Here is a 19,693-nt window from a genome sequence, read left to right as displayed (position 1 = left end):
AGCGCTCCTGTTTCGGCATGTATGCAGTGTAAATTCAGCCCGGTTTTCTGTGCAGCAACTGCTACACAGGTTATTAAAATGCAAAAAATTGGACAGGAAAATAAAGCTTAGGAGTCAAACCGTTTGGCACGTTGCTGGTAGATCGACACCATAAACAGTCCTACCAAGATAAAGCCGAGTGCTTGCAAGGCCATGGCCCAAAGTTGCATTTTCGGTAGAAACAGCAGCAATACGGCCAGCAGGAGCAGCGGTGCCAGATTCAATCCCCCGTACATCAGTCTGCGCTGATGTTCTGGCCAGGAACGACGGTCGATCCATTGATACAGCAGATGTAAGCCCATGCCCAGAATCAGACTGAGGATGACCCAAAACGGTGGCAGCTGTGCCTGCGTCGAGGCCAGATAAATCAGCAGACAGGTACCAATACAGATCATCAGTTTGAGCTGGCGATGACAACGCGCGGAATACCAGAAACTGAGCATTTATGCCTGATCCTGATGTTGATGCAGCAATGACAGTGGCGAGAACAGACAAATTGCCAGAGCCATAAAGCCTAAACCTTGCGCGCCCGGCAATAAAATTTCACCCTGTTGCATATTCATGAAAATTAGTGCCAACAGCAGGGCAATCGGAATCCAGGTCAGCAGGCGATACAGTAAACCGGTGGGACGTTGTGCCGCAAAATGAATTTTGCAGTAACGGCAAATCAGAAAAATAATTCCGGTGCCCATAAACATCAGGATGGCATCATAGGCCAGCGGTTGCATCCAGTATAAAACGCCGGTGACCACTGCAATCAGAATAAACAGCATGAGTTTTTGCAGTACGGATACGTTGGGATTAAACCAGAATTCGAGCATAGCCCACCAGATGAATTGTGCAAGGGTGCATGCACTTTAGCAAAAATGGCATAAAAAAAGCGAGGCCAATGCCTCGCTCCGGTTTAACTATTTTTCTGTGGGCCCCAGTCATAGATTTTTTTCTGGTAGGCGTACCACATCATCCAGAGACCGACCAGAATCATTGGCAGACTCAGGAATTGGCCTTTACTCATCCAGGCAATAAATAGCTGACCATTGTCCGGTTCGCGGAAGAATTCCACCACAAAACGCGCCAGACCATAACCAATCAGGAACAGTGCCGAAACTGCCATACGTGGACGCGGTTTGGAACTGAACCACCACAGCAGAATAAATAACAGCAGCCCTTCAAACAGCGCCTGATACAACTGTGATGGATGACGTACCAGCTGTAGTGGATCGGTCGGGAAAATCATGCCCAGTGCAAAGTTTGGATCACTGACCGGACGGCCATATAACTCGCCACCAATAAAGTTGCCGATGCGTCCAAACATCAGCCCGGTCGGGACACAAGGTGCAATAAAGTCCAGGGTTTGGAACCAGGTCATCTGGTATTTTTTGCACCAGAACAGCATGGCCAGCATGACCCCCAGGAAACCACCGTGGAAACTCATGCCCCCGGTCCAGACTTGAAACAGCCACACCGGGTTAGCCAGAAACTGCTCAAAGCCATAAAAGAACACATAACCGACACGGCCGCCAATGACTACCCCCAGCGCGCCGTAAAAGATCAGGTCCGAAACCATGTCCGGCGTCCAGCCACGCTGCTTGGCGCGATAGGTGGCCAGACCCCAGGCAAATAAAAAGGCCAGTAAATACATCAGTCCATACCAGTGGACTTGTAAGGGACCCAGCGATATCGCCACCGGATCAATATTTGGATAGGTCAGCATTCCTGTTCCTTGTCATTCTGTTTTGCACAGATTTTAGCTGAATAAGATGAAAAATGTTGTACATTCAATGTGTAAAGATAGCGAGCAGGAAATTATGTGTATTGTGGCCTTTGCCTGGCAGGTTCTGGATGAGCTGCCTTTATGTTTAATTTCAAACCGTGATGAGTTTTATCAGCGTCCGACTGCGGCGTTGCATGCCTGGGAAAATAGCCCGATTTATGCCGGACAGGACTTGCAGTCGGGTGGCACCTGGATGGGCGTGACCGCCAGCGGCCGCTGGGCCATTGTTACCAATTTTCGTAATGGACAGGATCAGCACAATTATCCGACTTCACGCGGGCATCTGATTCAGGATTTTCTAGAATCTGAATTAAGTCCAATTCGCTTTGCGCAAGCCTTGGAGCCGCGCCAGTGCGATTATGCCGGCTTTAATTTATTTGTCGGCGACCGGGAACAGGCGGTGTATATGAGCAACCGAGGGGAAGCGCCGCAAGTACTAGCCAAAGGCGTATATGTAGTGTCCAATGGCTTAATGGGCGAGCACTGGGAAAAAACTGGCCATTTGCGTAAACGCTTTACCCAGGAATTTTTACCGATGTTACAGCAAGCCCAGATGCCAGAAGCAGATCTGCAGCATGCTGCCTGGGATATTCTGGAAGATGAACGCAAGGTGATTGCAGATTTATTGCCAGAAACCGGTATTTCTGTCGAGCTGGAAGAGTTATTGTCGTCGACCTTTATTCAGAGTCCGGCGTATGGTACACGCTGTTCCAATATTTTAAGATTAAATGCTCAGCAATGGCACTGGTTAGAGAAAAGCCAGCAGGGTGAAACCGCCGGACAGATCGTGGAGCTGAATATTCCACTACAGAAATAAAAAATACCGGCATCAAGCCGGTATTTTTAAGTTTAAGGATGCTTAAGAGAAAGCGTTTTATGCTTGCTCTAGTGCCTCACCTGCAATCGGACCACCGTCTTTACGGGTGATGACTACAGTAGCTGAACGAGGAACTTTACCTAACGCACTGTAGCGGGTACTTTGGTTTGCTGGCCAAGCACCACCTGGATGCTGAACATTGACAAAGATCGCTTTATAGTCAGGTGTAATGGTTACCCCGGTAATTTCACAGCCAGATGGACCAACCAGGAAGCGGCGGACACGGTCATTAGAAAGCTGTGCGCCCACAATTGTTTCTTGACCACCTGCTTTGGTACTTGCTGCAATCGCGGTACCGCCATCACCGACTGAACCTGGAAGTGCTGCAAGCATCATACAGTTGGTTTCATCTGTATATTGACCATCATCGGTTTGAATCCAAAGGATACCACGTGGGTCAAACCACATACCATCCGGGCTAGAGAAGTCGTTCATATCGTCTAGACCAGACAGGTTGATGTTTGACTCAGCGCGTGCTTCAGCACCAAATAAGAAGATATCCCATTTAAATGCTGTAGCGGCTACCGTGTCGCCTTCTTCACGGAAGCGAATAATATGGCCATTCATGTTTCCGGAACTACTTGCGCTTGTGCCCTTGAAGTCAATATAGCTACGTGGGTTAGCGGCATCAGTTGGATACGAACGACCACGGCTGCTGTTATTGGTTAAGGTGACATAAACTTCGCCATTTTCAGGGTTCACTGCAACCCATTCTGGGCGGTCCATTTTGGTTGCACCAACGTGGTCTGCAGCAAGACGGGCATGAACAACGACATCATCCTGACCGGAGAAAGGATAGATTGCATTCGCAGAGGTGAGGCCATTCTGGTTATGCGACAGTTCTAACCATTCACCGGTACCATCATCATTGAACTTGGCAACATATAATGTACCGTTATTCATATATTTGTCGCCAGCGGCATAGCCGCCGTTGACATCTTTAGGGTCCCACACTGCATCTGATACGAACTTATAGATATATTCACCTGTCGCATCATCACCCATATAGAACGCTAATGGCTGACCAGGGATCGGGTTACTACAACGACAATCTTCATGTGCAAAACGGCCGAGTGCAGTACGTTTTACTGGACGTTCAGTTGCGCTAAACGGGTCAATTTCAACAATAAAGCCACAAGTGTTCATGACATTACGGTAGTCTGCTAGCGCGTTTTCACCTTTAACTGAAATATCCCAACGATCATACAGATCTTTGTCACCAGTTAACTCGGCAACTGGCGTATTCCATAAATATTGCGAAGAACGGGCATTAGCACCACCACGACCATAACGTGATAAGGCAATTTCTTCTTTTGCAATGGCACGTGTGTCATTGGCTTGACGAGCGAAATAACCGCTCCAGTTTTCTTCTGCAGTCAGATATGTCCCCCAAGGTGTATAACCGTTACCGCAGTTTGCAAATGTACCACGTGTTAAAGTACCGTCTTGAGAGAATCGGGTTTTAACCAGATCAGAACCGCGCGCTGGACCACGGATTTCCATTTCAGTTGCGGCAGTAATACGACGGTTAAATTCAGAATTTAAATTAATTTTAACGTCTTGGGTATTTTCATCTTTGCTAATTTCAACAACAGATACACCGTGAGCATTTACTTCACGTAAAACCTGATCTTCAGGGCGGATGCCATCTACTGAAATCGTGCCCACAGGGGTATGTAACTGAGATTGCTGCAGATACTCATGGTTTAATACCAGCAAGCCTTGTTTTGATTCTTTGGCAGCATAGTTTTTGTTGGTTGGATGCATACCGAAGAAGCTCATACCATCATGGTTATCGCCGGCACGGAATTGATAAGATGCACCTGATGGTAGTTCAGCATCGGTTTTTTCTGGATAAGTAGGGTTAATTGGATCGCCTACTGCATATAACACTTTTAGCTGGTAGCCTGCAGGAACACTGAAGAAGTTCGCTGTATTTTTTCTCACAGGTTCAAAGGTTAATTTATTCGGGCGGGCGTTCAGATCGCTCCACTCATGCTGGTCAGGAGAGGTTGTGTCTGGAGGAGTAGTTGGATTTTCACCTGAATTAGCAGAATCATTATCATCATCTGAACAGCCGCTCACGCTTGCTGCAAATGCTAATGCCATTGCCCCACTTGTAGTTTTTGCAATAAAACCACGACGATTCATATGTTGATCAAGAATCGTTTGAAAATGCGTATTATTTGAAGTGTTACTATCTTCGGTCAGATCCTGACACGGAATCATTTCATCGTTGTTCATTTAAAAGTCCTAGCTTTTCTTTAATGGCTTGGTTGCTGCTTAAAAGCTAGAAATAAACTACCCGCTGAATATGACAGTACCTTGAAGAAAATATTTCAAAAAAGTTAAATAAGAACAATGGTTTACTAAAATAAAAAAGAGCAGCCGGAGCTGCTCTTTTTTAATCGGGTTTGTAAAAACTTATTCTGCAGCCAGCCGACGCTTTTCAATCAGCTTGCCTGCAAATAAGCCCAATTCGAATAACATCCACATTGGAATGGCCAGCATAATCATCGACAGCGCATCCGGTGGGGTCACAAACATCGAAACAAAGAAACAGCCAACAATAATAAAGCGACGTTTTTCGACCAGCTGCTGGGTACTAACCACACCAATTAAAATCAGCAATAGGGTAATAATCGGAATTTCAAAGGTAAACCCGAACACCAAAAACAGTTTCAAACAAAAAGTCAGATAGCTATTAATATCCGTCATCGGGGCAACTGTTTCCGGTGACACACTGATGAAAAAGTGCAGAATTGACGGCAGTGCAATAAAGTAAGCAAATGAAATCCCAATATAAAACAGGGCAATACTGCTTATGAGCAATGGCAATGCCAGACTTTTCTCTTTTTCATATAAGGCCGGTTTTACGAAAGCCCACAGCTGATAAATAATAAACGGCATCGCAATCATCAACGCCACAAAAAAATTTAGCTTAAACGGTGCCATAAAGGTGGCCGTGACATCGGTAGCAATCATGGTCGATGAGGTCGGCAACTGCGCACGCAGCGGTTCAGATAAAATCTGATAGGTGCGATTGGCAAAAGGCAATAAGCAGAAAAACAGCGCAATAACCAGGCCCACAATCTTAAATAAATGCTTGCGCAGAATCACCAGATGTTTGGTGATCGGCATTTCTTCTAAAGCAGCCTGCTCGCCCACTGTCGTCGCTGGCAATTGAGAAGGAGAACTTTGACTCATACAGCCACCTTATAATCGGTAAATTGTGACGTGGTCGGAGGGATAGCTTCAGTCGCGGTTAGCGGTTGATGCTGAGGACGCAGCAACAGCGAAGGTTGCGGGGCAATAAAGGTATAACGCGTCGGCAAATTTTTATTATCCGTTGCAGCGGTCTGGTTCGGTTGTTCTTCCGCGAATATTTTTTGTTGTTTTAGCTCATGCATCTGAGACTGCATTTTTTGCTCAAGTTCCTGAATACGTGCCATTTCCTGTTGCATCTGTTCACGCAGTTCAGAAAGTCGAAGTTCCCGATCAATATCATTTTGCACATTGCTGATGGTACGTTTAATTTTGCCGTACCACTTTCCAACAAAACGTGCAGCTTCAGGCAGCTTTTCTGGACCCAGCACCAATAATGCAATGATGCCGAAAAACAGCAGCTCCGCCATTCCAATATTGAGCATAACAAAATTACCTGAAAAATTATTGTTTTACAGTCGTGTTAACATCAGATGATGTCGCTTGATGTTCAATGGTACGTGGCTCGTTTAGGGCCGCAGTGGTCGTTTCATCATCTTTAATTGATTTTTTAAAGTCTTTAACCGCACCGCCCACATCTTTACCCAGGTTTTTCAGTTTAGATGTACCAAACAGAAGAATTACCACAATTGCAAAAATCAGAACGTGCCAGATCGATAAACCAGCCATAATATTTACCTCTTTTTAATTCAAGACATATCTCAACAGGTCTAGATGACAGCGAGGTGACAGGAATATTGCGATTCAAAGACAGCAGATGGGCTAAAAGCATGTTGTGCCATCAATTATGTTAGGATAATCACCACTTTTCTGCCTTCCTGTGTACCCGCATGGCGCTGCTGCTTCCGCTAATTTCATTTCTGATTGGATACTTCGGGGTCGCGTATTTAAAGCCGTTGCGTCCGGTGCTAGCGATGTTACTGGCCCGGCTGTTTATTCCGTTACTGATTATCTACAACATGGTGTTTTATCAGGACGGCAGCTTGTGGCTGATTGGTTTTAGTCTGATCAGTTCCATCCTTTTCTTTGCGGTCTTTTATGTCTTGCAAAAAGATAAACTGATCGCACTGTGCTTCAGTTATTTAAATGGGGCCTGGCTGGGTTTTCCCTTTGCCTTGGCCCTGTTTGGACCTGCGGCCAGCAGTATTATTGTGGCGCTGTATATTGGCGGATCCTTATTTGGCAATGTCTGTGCGGTGATGGCGGTGAGCCAAACCCGGCAAGAATTAAAGTTTATTGTTAAAAATGTGCTGCTTTCACCGCCGGTGATTGCCCTGAGTCTGGCGGGTATTCTATCTTTTTGGGATGTGAGCCAGTTTGAACATCAGACCTGGCTACAAGTGATTTACCAAAGCAATAAAGTACTGGTGACCTTTGCCGGCATGTGCGTGCTGGGGATGTGGCTGAGTAAAGTTCGGATTGGCTGGGCTGACTTAAAGCGTAGCCTGGGTTTACTGGTCGCACGTATTCCGCTGGCCTTGTTGCTATGTGCTGTGGCGTACTGGTGTTTACCCATTCCGCAGCAGACCTTGATTTATGCCGTCATGCTGATGTTTTTCCTGCTGCCACCGGCTGCCAATATTGTGGCACTAGAAACCCATTATCAGGGCACCGGTGATTCGGCCAAATATATTGCCTCAGGAACGATTGCCAGTGCAATTTTGATTGGCGTATATGGCGTGGTGGTGCATATATTGGTGCCGGGTTTATAAATCAAAAAGTTCTCTCTCCCTTTGGGAGAGAGTTAGAGAGAGGGTATAAAAGTTTTTGAAAGTCCCTCTTTATTAAAGAGGGGGATTTACGGAAACCCTTTGTAGAAATGAGCAATATTTTAGCGTCAGAAGAAAGATGTATAGAAGAATCTCTCCCAGCCTCCCTTTTTCAAAGGGAGGAGTTTTAAAAGGATGTTACTTCTCCAAACTCGCTTTAAACAGCTGCATCGCCTGACCTCGATGGCTGATCTTATTTTTTTCTTCCTTGCTCATCTCGGCGCTGGAAATACCCAGCTCCGGTAACCAGAACAGTGGATCATAACCAAAACCATTTTCACCACGTGGTGCATCCAGAATTTCACCTTGCCAGATGCCCTGGAAAATTTGTGGTAAAGGATCTTCGGCATGCTGCACCAGGGCCAGAACACAGACAAACATGCCTTCAATAGCGGTTCCGTCTTTGCGTAAAGGCTGTAAGTCTGCCAGCAGTTTTTCATTATTGGCAGCATCGTTGCCATGTGCGCCAGCATAACGGGCAGAGTAAATTCCCGGTGCGCCGCCCAGTGCCGGTACGCAAATCCCAGAATCATCAGCAATCGCAGGCTTGCCAGAAATTTTAGAGGCATGACGCGCTTTAATAATCGCATTTTCAACAAAGCTCAGACCATCTTCAATGGCATCTTCAATATTGAGTTGGCCTTGCGGGATGACATCAACCGGTAAATTCAGTTCTGCAAACAGTTTTTCAAATTCCGCAATTTTGCCTTTGTTATTGCTGGCCAGAACCAGGGTGACTTGAGAGAGCCAAGCAGGTGCAGTCATCTCGAATTACTCATGATTGAAAACATGCAGGCTAGTTTAACCGAAAACCGCCAGACAGCAGGCATGAAAAAAGCACCCGAAGGTGCTAGTGTTTTTGAACCTGGCTTATTGTGCCTGAATCCATTTGTCGGCACGGTCACGTGCCTGACGAATCTGTTCTTGGGTCAGGTTGGCGGCCAAGGCCGTTTTTTTGCCTTCAGATAAAGAAATTACTTTATTGTCGAGCATGCCATCACGGGTAGACAGTTCATACCACTGATAAGCGCCCATATAGTTTTTCTTTTTCTCTTCCATCATCGCCAGGTTAAAGCTGGCACGGTTATCACCGCGACTGGCCGCTTTTTCAAAATACTGACGGGCCAGGACTTCATCTTTTTTGGTGCCAATGCCATCAGCCAGCATACGGCCTACGTTCAATTGGGCTGAAGACAGTCCCTGATCGGCAGCGGCTTTATACCAGGCAAAGGCCTGACGTTCATCTTTGGCGACATCCTGACCATGCAGATATTTGGTTGCCAGATAGAACTGCGCACCGGCCTGACCGGCTTTGGCGGCTTTAATCAGACCCTGAATGTCCATCACCGAATACTGGGCGGCCTGGCTCGACACCGAGCTGCCTGGTGCCACATAATCTGCATGCACCTGCAGGCTAAAAAGTCCAACCAGTAGCGTCGTGCTTAATAATAATTTTTTCATAGAGCGCTCACTCGATAAATTGCGACTTCACCAAACAGATTCGGGATATGTTTACTGAGTAAACTAACTTGTTGATCCCCATTCACAGCGAGTCGATTAATAATACGGATATTGTTTTCAGCACAGAGTGCTTCGAAATCACGGAAAGTACAGAGGTGGATGTTCGGGGTGTTGTACCACATATACGGCAAAGCTTCTGAAACCGGCATTTTTCCTTTCAGTGCCAGGAAAGAACGGGTCCTCCAGTGGGCAAAGTTCGGAAAGGTAATAATCGCCTGTTTTCCGACACGCACCATATCACGCAATAATACGTCAGGTGCATCTACAGCTTGCAAGGCTTGTGCCATGACCACATAGTCAAAAGACTGGTCGGCAAAGCGGCTTAAACCGAGGTTTAAGTCTTGTTGGATGATATTTAACCCCCGACTGACGGCAATTGCAATCTTTTCTTGGTCAATTTCCAGGCCGTAAGCACGAATATTGTGCTTTTTACTCATGTGGGCCAGCAGTTCACCATCACCACAACCGAGGTCTAAAACGCGGGAACCGGGCTTAATCCACTTTTCGGCAAGTTGCTGATCAATACGCATTACACAGCCTCCTGCGGGGTTGCCTTGAGGTGTTCTGCACCTCCCAAAAATGCTCTTAAAGATTTGACATATAACGGAATCGGGAACAGGAAGGAGTCATGGCCCTGTTCGGCATCAATATCTAAATAGCTGACCGGTTTATGGTTGCTAATCAGCGCATCGACAATTTCCTGTGAACGCGAAGGCGAGAAACGCCAGTCGGTGGTAAACGAAATCACCAGGAACTGGCATTGGGTATGGGCCATGGCCTGTACCAGCGACTGTTCGTATTCACGCGACGGATCAAAATAATCTAGCGCCTTGGTCATAATTAAATAGGTGTTGGCATCAAAGTTACGGCTGAACTGTTCACCTTGATAGCGCAAATAGCTTTCCACCTGAAACTCGACATCGAAACCGTACATGAATTTGCCCAGTTTCAGGTCACGGCCAAATTTCTGCTTCATGGCTTCTTCAGACAGATAGGTGATGTGTCCGACCATCCGCGCCAGAATCAGGCCACGTTTTGGATAGCTGTCATGTTCCAGATAACGGCCATGATGAAAATCAGGATCAGAAAGAATCGACTGACGCGCGACTTCATTAAAGGCAATATTCTGTGCCGACAGTTTTGGCGCACTGGCAATAATCACACATTTTTCCAGACGGTCCGGATAATCAACCGACCATTGCAAGGCCTGCATGCCCCCCAAAGAACCGCCAATCACTGCATACCATTTTTGAATGCCTAAGCGGTCTGATAGCATGGCCTGGGTTTTGACCCAGTCACGCACCGTCACCAGCGGGAAATCCGGACCATAAGGGCGGTTTTCATTTTCCGGGTTGGGTGAGGTTGGACCGGTCGAACCATGACAGCCACCAATATTGTTCAGTGCCACCACAAAGAATTTAGAGGTATCAATGGCTTTGCCCGGACCAATACAGCTGTCCCACCAGCCAGACTTTTTATCATCTTCATGATGATAGCCCGCCGCATGATGATGCCCGGACAGGGCATGGCAGATTAAAATGGCATTGGATTTGTCGGCATTCAAGCTTCCGTAAGTTTCAACCATCAGTTCAAAACGTGGCAGAATGCGTCCACATTCCAGCTCTAACGGCTCTTCAAATTGAAACTGTTGTGGCGTTACGACACCCACAGAGTTAGCAGGGAAAGACACAGGAATAATTCGCCTTAGAATCTTTAGAATGAATAAATAAAAAGGATACCACTTGGGGTATCCTTTCTAAAGTACTTTATGTGCTTAAACGGCAGCAGCAACCAATTGTTCTTTGCTTAATACGCCCTGATCAATCAGACGGTTAGTGCTGGCAATAATGGCTTCAATGGATGAAGTCACAATGTTGTCATGCACCCCGGCACCAAAGGCAGATTTACCGGTACCTTTCACCTGCAACTCAACCAAGGCCAAGGCTTTGGCATTGGCACCCGAGCTGATGCCGCGTTCTTCATAGTTCAAGACATCAATTGGTAACTGCAAGGCATCCAAAATGGCCGAGATCGGACCGTTACCTTCACCGCGCAACTGCTGTGTCGAGCCATTCACCACCACTTCAAGTTCAATTACCTGTTTGCCATTGTCATCAGACAATTTATAGCTCTTGGCAGAATAATGTGAATCTTTGGCATCGACATAGGTTTGCTGGAACAATGACCAGATTTGCTGTGCTGAAATTTCAGTGCCTTCTTCATCGGTCACTTGCTGCACCACTTGCGAGAACTCGATTTGTACACGACGCGGCAACACCACGTTGTAGTTCGATTCTAACAAGTAAGCAATCCCGCCTTTACCTGACTGCGAGTTCACCCGAATCACGGCATCATAGTCACGGCCCAAGTCTTTCGGATCGATTGGCAAGTAAGGCATATCCCAGATTTCTTCGTTTTTCTGGTATTCAAAGCCTTTTTTAATTGCATCCTGGTGTGAACCCGAGAACGCCGTGAAGACCAAATCACCGGCATATGGATGACGTGGATGCACAGGTAAACCGGTACATTCTTCTACGGTCGCAATAATTTCGTTGATGTTAGAGAAATCCAATTCTGGTGCCACGCCCTGGGTGTACATGTTCAAGGCAATTGCTGCCACGTCAACGTTACCGGTACGCTCGCCGTTACCAAACACACAACCTTCAACACGGTCAGCACCGGCCATAATTGCCAATTCAGAGGCAGCAATACCACAGCCACGGTCGTTATGACAGTGAACAGAGATGATCACCCCGTCACGACGTTTGATGTTGCGGTGCATCCACTCGACCTGGTCGGCATATACGTTTGGAGTCGAAACTTCTACAGTCGCAGGCAAGTTTAAGATGACTTTGTTTTCAGGAGAAGCTTCCCAGATTTCAGTCACGGCGTCACAGACATCTTTAGCCACTTCCAATTCGGTTGCGGTGAAACATTCCGGGCTGTACTGGAAAATCCAGTCCGTTTCTGGATATTGCGCTGCGTATTCTTTCACTTTTTCAGCAGCGTTAATGGCCAACTGTTTGGCACCCGCGACATCAACATTCAAGACTTTTTGACGGAAGGTTGGCGAGTTGGAGTTATAGATATGTACAATCGCGCGTTTTGCACCTTCCAATGCTTCAAAGGTACGCTGAATCAAATGGTCACGTGCCTGAACCAAAACCTCGATATACACATCATCTGGAATGTGGTTTTCTTCAATCAATTTACGGGTGAAATCGAAGTCAATTTGTGAAGCAGACGGGAAGCCAATTTCAATATGCTTAAAGCCAATTTTCACCAACATCTGGAACATTTTGAACTTCTGTTCAATGCTCATTGGTTCGAAAATTGCCTGGTTACCATCACGCAGGTCGGTGCTCATCCAGATAGGCGCTTTTGTAATTTCGTTATTCGGCCATTGACGGTCTGGCAAGTCAACACGTTGATACATGCGACGATATTTTTTACTTGGATCAGCCAACATCATGAGGTAACTCCTTGTGAAGCATGGGTTGCTTAAGCTTATAAAAAAGCAACGTACTACTTATATAGATGGTATCTATGGTATCAATTTACAAGCGTATTTCCGGAAAATATTAGGATCAGTCCACATTCTCAGAAAGAGTTGCTACCTGGCTGGTACCGTTCGCGGTCTTGCAAATTCCTAAGATAAATATAAGCCAACTGAAGTGGAAATTATTCTCTTAATTTGCATCATTAAAGGTTGTGGAGATAAAAAATTTCACTGGATCTAGTTTTTGTGAAAAATATAGCGACTATTGATCTCTTGCAGGCGCGCCGTTCCCATTAAAGCCATGGTCACTTCCAGTTCTTCCCGCAAAATTTTAATCACATGCGCCACACCTAACGCACCGGCTACTGCCAGACCATAAATATACGGCCGGCCAATCAGCACGGCGGATGCGCCCAAGGCCAGCGCCTTAAAAATATCGGAGCCGCGGCGGATGCCGCCATCTAGCAATAAGGGAAAATTTGCCGGTAGTTGTGTACGCATCATCTGTAGAGCTGTTAGCGGGCTAATGCAGTCATCTAGCACCCGGCCACCATGATTGGAAATGACCAGTCCCTGTACACCGTATTGCAATGCCAGTTGAGCATCTTCAGGATGCACAATGCCTTTGAGCAGCACCGGTAAAGACGTTTGCTGTACTAGCCAGGCGATATCTTCCCAGGTCGGTGCCTGTTGCATCAGACCATCAAACAGGGGATGTTGCTCTGGCCTGAGGATGGGGGATGTAAAGGAAGATAGATGCGGATGAGGCAGATGCGCCGGCACTTGAAAACCGGCCCGACGTTCACGGTCACGAACGCCGCTATGCGGTGAATCGACGGTCACCACAATGGCTTTAAACTGTTGTTGCTCTGCCAGTTGCACCAGTGCCAGCGATTGTTCGCGATTGCCTTGCCAATACAGCTGAAACCATTTAAGAGAGGTTGTTGGCGCAACTTCACGCAGATCGGTAGTACTTAAATGACTCAGGACCAGATTACTGCCCACCGCTTCTGCTGCGAGGGCAGTGGCTAGTTCACCCTGTGGATGAAACAGTTGCTGATGGCCAACCGGGGCTAGAAAAATTGGATGGGGAAATTCCTGCCCGAACAGTTCGCAGCGGGTATGGCCTTGGCTTAGGTCACGCAGCATTCTGGGCAGCAGTTGCAGCTGCTGAAACTGGTCCAGATTCTGTTGCAGGCTGCGCTCATCCATGGCGCCGCCTTGTAAATAGTGCCAGGTGGCCGGCGTTAAATGTTTGCTGGCCTGAGCTTCATAGTCAGCAATGGTTTGCAGATAGGCTGGAATCTGGGTAAGTGGCGGCAGTGGCTGGGCAGGCATCATAGTTCGCCCCATTGACGCAGCAGATTATGATAATGCGCGGTCAGTTGCAGCACTTGTTCATTATCGCCAAGTTGCTGACGCAGTTGGCCAATGGTCATATCCAGATTAAACAGCATGCTGCGCTGCCAGTCATCGCGAATCATGCTTTGTGCCCAGGTAAAGGCGGCAATGCGCCGCCCGGCAGTGACCGGTTCTACCCGGTGCAGGCTGGTGGCGGGATAGAGAATCACATCACCGGCATCCAGCTTGACTTCATGAGCCCCGTAAGTGTCTTCAATCACCAGTTCGCCACCTTGATATTCTTCCGGTTCAGACAAAAATAAGGTCATGGAAACATCAGTACGAATCAGCTGCTGATGTGCAGCCGAATAATGCACGGCGCTGTCGACATGATTGCCATACGTCCCTTGCTGCTGATAGCAGTTAAACATCGGCCGTAGAATATGTTTGGCTAAGGTCGCAGATTGTACCAGCGGATGCTGTCTCAGTGCCTGTTCAATCTGTTCAGCCAGCGCTGGATACACCAGATGCTGTGGGTCAAATTGCAGATTGTGTTTGCTTTTTTTTGCCTGTGGCCCGGCACTGTGCTGGCCATCAATCCAGGCGGTGTGCTGGTCGAGCTGCTGACGAATGTCAGCCACGGCCGCTTTACTGAGAACTTGAGGAACATGCAGCATCATGAGACTTGAATCATCCTTCAGACAGAGCGCTGTCTGTCATCATAAAGCCAAATAAAAAATGAAGCAGCATTTCAGATAAATGCTGCTTCAACAGAACAAAATAAAACTTAGAACTTATAGTTAAAGGTCAGGCTGGCACTGCGCTCCTGACCAAGCGTCATACGCGAACCGCCGTTGTTCAAGGTGCTGATGTATTCTTCATCTGCCAGGTTATAGACATTCAGGTTCAGTGAGGCATTTTCATTGAATTGATAACCGGCCATGGCATCAAACACCACATAGCTTGGAATGCTTGGCATATTGGCTGGAGCAGTACTGTCGGTGACGACACGTTTTTGCTCATCGACATAACGTGCACCCAGACCCAGTTTAAAGCCGGCAATGTCATAGGTGGTCCATAATGAGGCGGTCCATTCCGGTGACCAGCGCACGCTATCGGTACGGGTCATGACATTGTCACGGAAACTTTGCTGATCTTCCTGTTTGGTTTTCATATGCGCCACACCGGCAGAAATATTCCAGGCATCGGTAATCTGGCCGACTGCACTCAGCTCAACCCCATCGACAATAGTTTTACCTTCCTGGATGGATTCCTGGGTAATCGCATCCTGGGTAAACTGGTTTTCATTTTCCGTGCGATAGACTGCGGCATTGAGGGCTAGACGACCATCAAGCAGATCCCATTTGGTACCCAGTTCATAATGATGGGTTTCTTGTGGTTCTGCCGCTGCACTGTTAATGCCCGACTCAGACATCACAAAGTTGGTGCTGCCCGGTGGGGTTAAGGATTTGCCATAAGAAGCATAAACGCTGCTGTAAGCAGTTGGTTTGTACAGACCGCCAAGTTTCCAGCTCAGCAGGGTGTCATGTGCACTGATATCTGAAGCTACAAGGGCATTTGTGCCGCGAGGTAAGGACAGGCCTTGATAGTCAGTTTCGTAATAATCTACCCGTACTCCACCGTTTAACTGGAAGCGTTCGCCAAACTTTAAGGTATCAAACAGATAAGCCGCAGCCGTCTGGGTTTCACCATCGCTATAAGCACCGTTATAGATCAGGTCGGCCATTGGATCATTGGGGTTTGGGTTATACAGGTTGGCTTCAGTGGTGGATGCTGTTGGTTCATCCGGCATTTGGGTGGCCAGATTGCGGGTGTATTGCTGCTCTTTTAAAAATTCCAGACCAGCCACCACATCATGTTCAATGGCACCGGTTTTCAGGTTCAGATTTAAAGTGGTCTGGTTGGCCAGAATTTTATTTTCCTGATCGACGCCCTGACGTGAACGGCTGATGGTCCAGTCGGCTGGATTGGTCGAATCATGTGCAGAAATGGTGTTAATCCCGGTCAGGACTCGGTTCATCTGGGTTTTGCCCAAACGGGTGATATTGGTCAGTTTCAGATTATCTGCCAGATCACTTTCAATTTTTGCGGTGAATATGTCGGCATCGACATCTTCGTAGTCATTTACATGGCCATAATAGTTTTCACGATTAACCTTGCCAGCTTGGGCAATATCCGGATTGGCATTCCAGAAGCCTTCCATACCAATGGTTGGAATACCGCCGTCTGGAATATTACGCTGACGGACGTGTTGTGAATATAAATACAGGCGGGTCGGGGTGTTCAGGCCAAAGGCAACAGATGGGGCAATGGCATAGCTGTTGTTTTCGAGCACATCACGGCCTTGCACGCCGCCTTCTTGTCCCATGACATTGAGACGAAAAGCGGTATTGTCATTGATGGCCTGGTTGATATCGGCCGAGAGGCGGGCATTTTCTGCGGTGTTGTAGCTGGCAGAGACTTCGCTACTGTTTTGCAGATGCGGCAGTTTGCTGACCAGGTTGATATAACCGGATGCTGAACCCCGACCGGCTTCGGCACCGGCCGGGCCTTTCACGACTTCAACCTGTTCCAGGTTAAATACATCGCGGCTGACTGCGCCCAAATCACGGATACCATCGACATAGGTAGAGGTTTGGGTAGAGAAACCACGCATCTGGAAGGTATCGCCGGCGCTGGTATTACCATTTTCACCCATTTGTAAGGTAATGCCCGGGGTATTGCGTAGCGCTTCAACCAGTGACGTCGCGCCTTGTTCTTTTAATAAGGTTTGATTAATAACAGAAACTGTTTGTGGGGTATCGACCAGTGGCTGGGTCTGTTTCGCGGAGCTGAGCTGAGTGGTTTTATATTTATTTTCAGCCTGAGATTTCACCGTGATTTCAGGAAGCTGGGTGACTTCTTCGGTTGCTGTGGTTGCATGTGCCATGAGCGGCAGGGTGGCTGCAAGGGCAACGAATGATGCAGTGCGTTGATGTTTACGGCTCTTAATCTGTGCCATGGTGGTGTATTTCCTGATATGAATGACAAAATTCCCTTACCACAATGATTTGAGTGCGCAGTTCAAATGCAGAGTAATGATGGACTTATTGTATGCGTTCAATAAGTAATGCGAATTTTAGTGATAATAATTCTCAGTAACAATATGGAAATTGGTTAAAACAAGCTAAACAATCAAGAAAATATTTATGGATTGCTCGCATTTAATGAAATAAATCAATAAGAATATTTGAATAATCGTATTTTTGATTTAATTTGATCGGTTTTAAGAATTAAAAAACCCTGCCGGGGCAGGGTTTTGGGTTCTTATGTGAAATCTGGATTAGAAGTCATAAGAGATAGATAACCAGTAGTTGCGGCCTGGGAGGTAAGTACCAGACATACCAGAGGCAATGTCTAAGTATTTGTAAGCAGTTGCGCTGGCGATAATTGGATTACCGTTCTTATCAGTTGAATCATATTGGTAGGTTTGATTGTCTTCAGTAAAATCTTTGTCTAATAAGTTATTTACCGCCATATTAATTCGGATCTGATCATTCACTGTATAACTTGCACCTAAGTTAAACACGTTATAGCCTGCAAATTTATCTCCAAAAATCAAAGACTCTTGATAGTCTGAAGAACCAAGTCCAGATGCTGGTGTTTTGGGTTGGGTCTGGAATCGGTCTTTACTTGAACGATATTCGTGTTGTAACCAGATATCTAAAGCAGGGTTAATATGCCAAGTCGAGGTCGTATTCAGCGCGTGTTTTGGTACGTTGCTGAAGTAAGCGCCTTTATTTTTACCTTTGGTGATCTCAGTTTCCATCAGCGTATAGGCTGTTTTAATATCCCATTCTGGCAATATTGAATAATTTAGGCTAACTTCTAAACCCTTTGTTTCAGCTTCATCTGCATTGGCACTTTGTGTGTATTCGGTCACACCTGTAGCTAAATTGGCACATTCAGGAGAGGCCGGGCAGTTGAATCGTGAAGATATAATTTTGTCTTCAATTTGGTTAAAGAAAGCTGTTGCAGTTAGATTTAATTGATCACTAGGTTGGAAATTAAAACCTAATTCATAGTTAATCGAAGTTTCAGGCTTTAAGTTTGAGTTGCCTAAAGTCGGAGTTTCACCTTGTCCGCTGTAGTTAATAATTCCGTCATGTAAAGCTTTTGGAGATGGAACTTTATAACCTGTACTCACACCACCTTTCACAGTGAAGATATCGTTGGTGTTCCAAACTAAGTAAGCACGTGGACTAAATTGTCCACCAAAACCTGAGTGATCTTCGTAACGTCCCCCAAAGGTAAAACGGAGATTATCTCGTAATGCCCACTCATCTTCTGCGTATAACGACCAGGAATCTTTAGAGAATTCTTGGCCAATACCTGCAATATCATCAGCAACTGTTGCATCTTTATATTCAGCACCTGCAGTCACGGTGTGATTTGCCAAAGGCATGACAATGTGTGAGTCAACAACTAAGTCTGTATTTTCTAAAGTACGATCTTGGCCTTCATATGCATTGTTTGGGAAGGTGCCATTAGGAATCGTACGGCCTATAGTTTCTGTTTCAGTATGGCTAACATAAGTTTTCCATTGACCAAAACTATAGTCACCATCATGTCCTACAGAAACTTGTGTACGGTTAAACTCTAATTCATCTTTATAGCCATTTGCTTTGTTAGGTTTATCAATATTACCTAAACGGTTGTCTTCATTTTTATATTTTTGACTGGAATGGAAGCCGTCTATCCATAAAGTATTTGTATCATTTAACTGGTAAGTAAGCTTAGCACCTGCATCATAATTGTCTGCTTTACTTGGGCGTGGATCACGACCTGTTGAGCCAGGTACTCGCTCTGAACGTTGACGGTCTAAATATGAGCCACGTAGTTGCATACCAAGTCGATCATTGATAATCGGACCATTAACAACAACGCTAGTTTTCCAGGAATCAGCTTCACCATTATGTTCCATTGCATTGCCACTAACCGTGACATTGCCATTCCATTCATTACTGACTTTTTTGGTGATGATGTTGATTACACCACCCATCGCTTCTGAGCCATAGCGGGTTGCCATTGGTCCACGGATGACCTCAATACGTTCAATTGATGAAAGAGGCGGTAAGTAACCATTTGATGATTCACCAAAACCATTAGGCGCAACATCAGAAGAGGTGGTTTGGCGACGTCCATCAATTAAAATCAAAGAATATTCGTTACCTAAACCGCGCATTTTAATATTTAAGCCGGAGGTTTTGCCTACACCATCACGAATATCAATACCAGGTACATCAACTAACAAATCAGCAATACTGGTGGCATTTTTCTTTTCAATATCTTCTTTTGTGACCACGCTAATAGAAGCAGGTGCATTTTTAATATCTTGTTCAAAACCTGCCGCAGAAACCACAATCGTGGATAATTGATGTGTCGGGTCAGCTGTAGTTTCAGTGGTTGTATTTGCAAATGCGGAACTAGCAGAAATTCCAAGAATCGCGAGCGAAAGCGGGCGAAGGTTAAAGGTGCGCATAACCGAATTCCAGTATTGGGATATAAGAAGAATAGTTAAAAATATGAGTTAAAAACCATTGAATATTAATGATAGTACTTATCATTTGCAACAAATATTAGACAAT

Annotated in this window: 18 protein-coding genes; 2 read left to right on the top strand and 16 right to left on the bottom strand. The window is 46.2% G+C overall.

All coding sequences use genetic code 11. The features are described 5' to 3' along the window. Positions 1-107: 107 nt before the first annotated feature. From FTT89_RS04750 to lgt, 3 genes are all read right to left on the bottom strand, one after another. Positions 108-482: a hypothetical protein gene (locus FTT89_RS04750; protein ID WP_168382356.1), complete on the bottom strand. Its 375-nt coding sequence runs from the start codon at positions 480-482 to the stop codon at positions 108-110. Beyond that, entirely contained in the window at positions 483-860 is a 378-nt protein-coding gene (locus tag FTT89_RS04745) for a hypothetical protein (protein WP_016658550.1), read from the bottom strand. 83 nt (positions 861-943) lie between these two features. After that, entirely contained in the window at positions 944-1,753 is an 810-nt protein-coding gene (gene lgt, locus FTT89_RS04740; protein WP_005180193.1) for a prolipoprotein diacylglyceryl transferase, read from the bottom strand. Positions 1,754-1,847: 94 nt separating this feature from the next. Here lgt and FTT89_RS04735 point away from each other — a divergent pair, with 94 nt between their 5' ends. Further along, a complete protein-coding gene (locus FTT89_RS04735) occupies positions 1,848-2,630 on the top strand; it encodes an NRDE family protein (RefSeq protein WP_180057114.1) in 783 nt (260 codons plus the stop codon). Positions 2,631-2,687: 57 nt separating this feature from the next. On the opposite strand, the gene FTT89_RS04730 is transcribed toward FTT89_RS04735, so the two are convergent. The 4 genes from FTT89_RS04730 to tatA all read right to left on the bottom strand — a co-directional run bounded on the left by FTT89_RS04730 (position 2,688) and on the right by tatA (position 6,584). Next, positions 2,688-4,934: a PhoX family phosphatase gene (locus FTT89_RS04730; protein WP_005180190.1), complete on the bottom strand. Its 2,247-nt coding sequence runs from the start codon at positions 4,932-4,934 to the stop codon at positions 2,688-2,690. 180 nt (positions 4,935-5,114) lie between these two features. After that, positions 5,115-5,897 carry a twin-arginine translocase subunit TatC gene (gene tatC, locus FTT89_RS04725; protein ID WP_180057094.1) on the bottom strand — a complete coding sequence of 261 codons (783 nt, stop codon included), beginning with the start codon at positions 5,895-5,897 and terminating at the stop codon, positions 5,115-5,117. Beyond that, positions 5,894-6,340, bottom strand: coding sequence for a Sec-independent protein translocase protein TatB (gene tatB / locus FTT89_RS04720; protein ID WP_160240949.1), 447 nt, complete (start codon positions 6,338-6,340; stop codon positions 5,894-5,896). Before tatB ends, tatC begins: the two co-directional genes overlap by 4 nt. Before the next feature lie 19 nt (positions 6,341-6,359). After that, a complete protein-coding gene (gene tatA / locus FTT89_RS04715; RefSeq protein ID WP_005180185.1) occupies positions 6,360-6,584 on the bottom strand; it encodes a Sec-independent protein translocase subunit TatA in 225 nt (74 codons plus the stop codon). Positions 6,585-6,745: 161 nt separating this feature from the next. On the opposite strand from tatA, the gene FTT89_RS04710 reads away from it, so the two are divergent. Then, positions 6,746-7,627, top strand: a complete 882-nt coding sequence (locus FTT89_RS04710; RefSeq protein ID WP_180057095.1) for a permease — start codon at positions 6,746-6,748, stop codon at positions 7,625-7,627. Positions 7,628-7,822: 195 nt separating this feature from the next. Here the strand turns inward: FTT89_RS04710 and rdgB are convergent, their stop codons facing one another. The 9 genes from rdgB to FTT89_RS04665 form a co-directional block, all read right to left on the bottom strand. Further along, entirely contained in the window at positions 7,823-8,449 is a 627-nt protein-coding gene (rdgB, locus tag FTT89_RS04705) for an RdgB/HAM1 family non-canonical purine NTP pyrophosphatase (protein WP_180057096.1), read from the bottom strand. Positions 8,450-8,554: 105 nt separating this feature from the next. After that, positions 8,555-9,145, bottom strand: coding sequence for a tetratricopeptide repeat protein (locus FTT89_RS04700; protein WP_075167424.1), 591 nt, complete (start codon positions 9,143-9,145; stop codon positions 8,555-8,557). Next, entirely contained in the window at positions 9,142-9,735 is a 594-nt protein-coding gene (gene metW / locus FTT89_RS04695) for a methionine biosynthesis protein MetW (RefSeq protein ID WP_005180178.1), read from the bottom strand. The genes FTT89_RS04700 and metW overlap by 4 nt, the downstream gene beginning before the upstream one ends. Beyond that, positions 9,735-10,895, bottom strand: a complete 1,161-nt coding sequence (locus FTT89_RS04690) for a homoserine O-acetyltransferase (RefSeq protein ID WP_005180176.1) — start codon at positions 10,893-10,895, stop codon at positions 9,735-9,737. The genes metW and FTT89_RS04690 overlap by 1 nt, the downstream gene beginning before the upstream one ends. An 84-nt stretch (positions 10,896-10,979) precedes the next feature. Then, positions 10,980-12,677 (bottom strand): 2-isopropylmalate synthase, encoded by a 1,698-nt coding sequence (leuA, locus tag FTT89_RS04685; protein ID WP_005180175.1) that lies wholly within the window; start codon positions 12,675-12,677, stop codon positions 10,980-10,982. Positions 12,678-12,941: 264 nt separating this feature from the next. Next, positions 12,942-14,045 carry an alpha-hydroxy acid oxidase gene (locus FTT89_RS04680; protein ID WP_373687250.1) on the bottom strand — a complete coding sequence of 368 codons (1,104 nt, stop codon included), beginning with the start codon at positions 14,043-14,045 and terminating at the stop codon, positions 12,942-12,944. Further along, complete coding sequence (locus FTT89_RS04675) at positions 14,042-14,725, bottom strand: Fe2+-dependent dioxygenase (protein ID WP_104499714.1); 684 nt, start codon at positions 14,723-14,725, stop codon at positions 14,042-14,044. Before FTT89_RS04675 ends, FTT89_RS04680 begins: the two co-directional genes overlap by 4 nt. Positions 14,726-14,832: 107 nt before the next feature. After that, a complete protein-coding gene (locus tag FTT89_RS04670; protein WP_180006600.1) occupies positions 14,833-17,067 on the bottom strand; it encodes a catecholate siderophore receptor Fiu in 2,235 nt (744 codons plus the stop codon). A gap of 321 nt (positions 17,068-17,388) precedes the next feature. Next, entirely contained in the window at positions 17,389-19,587 is a 2,199-nt protein-coding gene (locus tag FTT89_RS04665) for a TonB-dependent receptor domain-containing protein (RefSeq protein ID WP_104471602.1), read from the bottom strand. Between the last annotated feature and the right edge of the window lie 106 nt (positions 19,588-19,693).

This window comes from Acinetobacter sp. YH01025 (assembly GCF_013420185.1).
GTDB lineage: Bacteria > Pseudomonadota > Gammaproteobacteria > Pseudomonadales > Moraxellaceae > Acinetobacter > Acinetobacter indicus.
Note: the sequence above shows the minus strand (reverse complement) of the source record. Positions and strands in the feature narration are given on the sequence as shown.

Bases quoted from the DNA above. Each gene is read 5' to 3' on its own strand.
- FTT89_RS04750 (WP_168382356.1), bottom strand. From the start codon at position 482: ATGCTCAGTTTCTGGTATTCCGCGCGTTGTCATCGCCAGCTCAAACTG.
- FTT89_RS04745 (WP_016658550.1), bottom strand. From the start codon at position 860: ATGCTCGAATTCTGGTTTAATCCCAACGTATCCGTACTGCAAAAACTC.
- lgt (WP_005180193.1), bottom strand. From the start codon at position 1,753: ATGCTGACCTATCCAAATATTGATCCGGTGGCGATATCGCTGGGTCCC.
- FTT89_RS04735 (WP_180057114.1), top strand. From the start codon at position 1,848: ATGTGTATTGTGGCCTTTGCCTGGCAGGTTCTGGATGAGCTGCCTTTA.
- FTT89_RS04730 (WP_005180190.1), bottom strand. From the start codon at position 4,934: ATGAACAACGATGAAATGATTCCGTGTCAGGATCTGACCGAAGATAGT.
- tatC (WP_180057094.1), bottom strand. From the start codon at position 5,897: ATGAGTCAAAGTTCTCCTTCTCAATTGCCAGCGACGACAGTGGGCGAG.
- tatB (WP_160240949.1), bottom strand. From the start codon at position 6,340: ATGCTCAATATTGGAATGGCGGAGCTGCTGTTTTTCGGCATCATTGCA.
- tatA (WP_005180185.1), bottom strand. From the start codon at position 6,584: ATGGCTGGTTTATCGATCTGGCACGTTCTGATTTTTGCAATTGTGGTA.
- FTT89_RS04710 (WP_180057095.1), top strand. From the start codon at position 6,746: ATGGCGCTGCTGCTTCCGCTAATTTCATTTCTGATTGGATACTTCGGG.
- rdgB (WP_180057096.1), bottom strand. From the start codon at position 8,449: ATGACTGCACCTGCTTGGCTCTCTCAAGTCACCCTGGTTCTGGCCAGC.
- FTT89_RS04700 (WP_075167424.1), bottom strand. From the start codon at position 9,145: ATGAAAAAATTATTATTAAGCACGACGCTACTGGTTGGACTTTTTAGC.
- metW (WP_005180178.1), bottom strand. From the start codon at position 9,735: ATGCGTATTGATCAGCAACTTGCCGAAAAGTGGATTAAGCCCGGTTCC.
- leuA (WP_005180175.1), bottom strand. From the start codon at position 12,677: ATGATGTTGGCTGATCCAAGTAAAAAATATCGTCGCATGTATCAACGT.
- FTT89_RS04680 (WP_373687250.1), bottom strand. From the start codon at position 14,045: ATGATGCCTGCCCAGCCACTGCCGCCACTTACCCAGATTCCAGCCTAT.
- FTT89_RS04675 (WP_104499714.1), bottom strand. From the start codon at position 14,725: ATGATGCTGCATGTTCCTCAAGTTCTCAGTAAAGCGGCCGTGGCTGAC.
- FTT89_RS04670 (WP_180006600.1), bottom strand. From the start codon at position 17,067: ATGGCACAGATTAAGAGCCGTAAACATCAACGCACTGCATCATTCGTT.
- FTT89_RS04665 (WP_104471602.1), bottom strand. From the start codon at position 19,587: ATGCGCACCTTTAACCTTCGCCCGCTTTCGCTCGCGATTCTTGGAATT.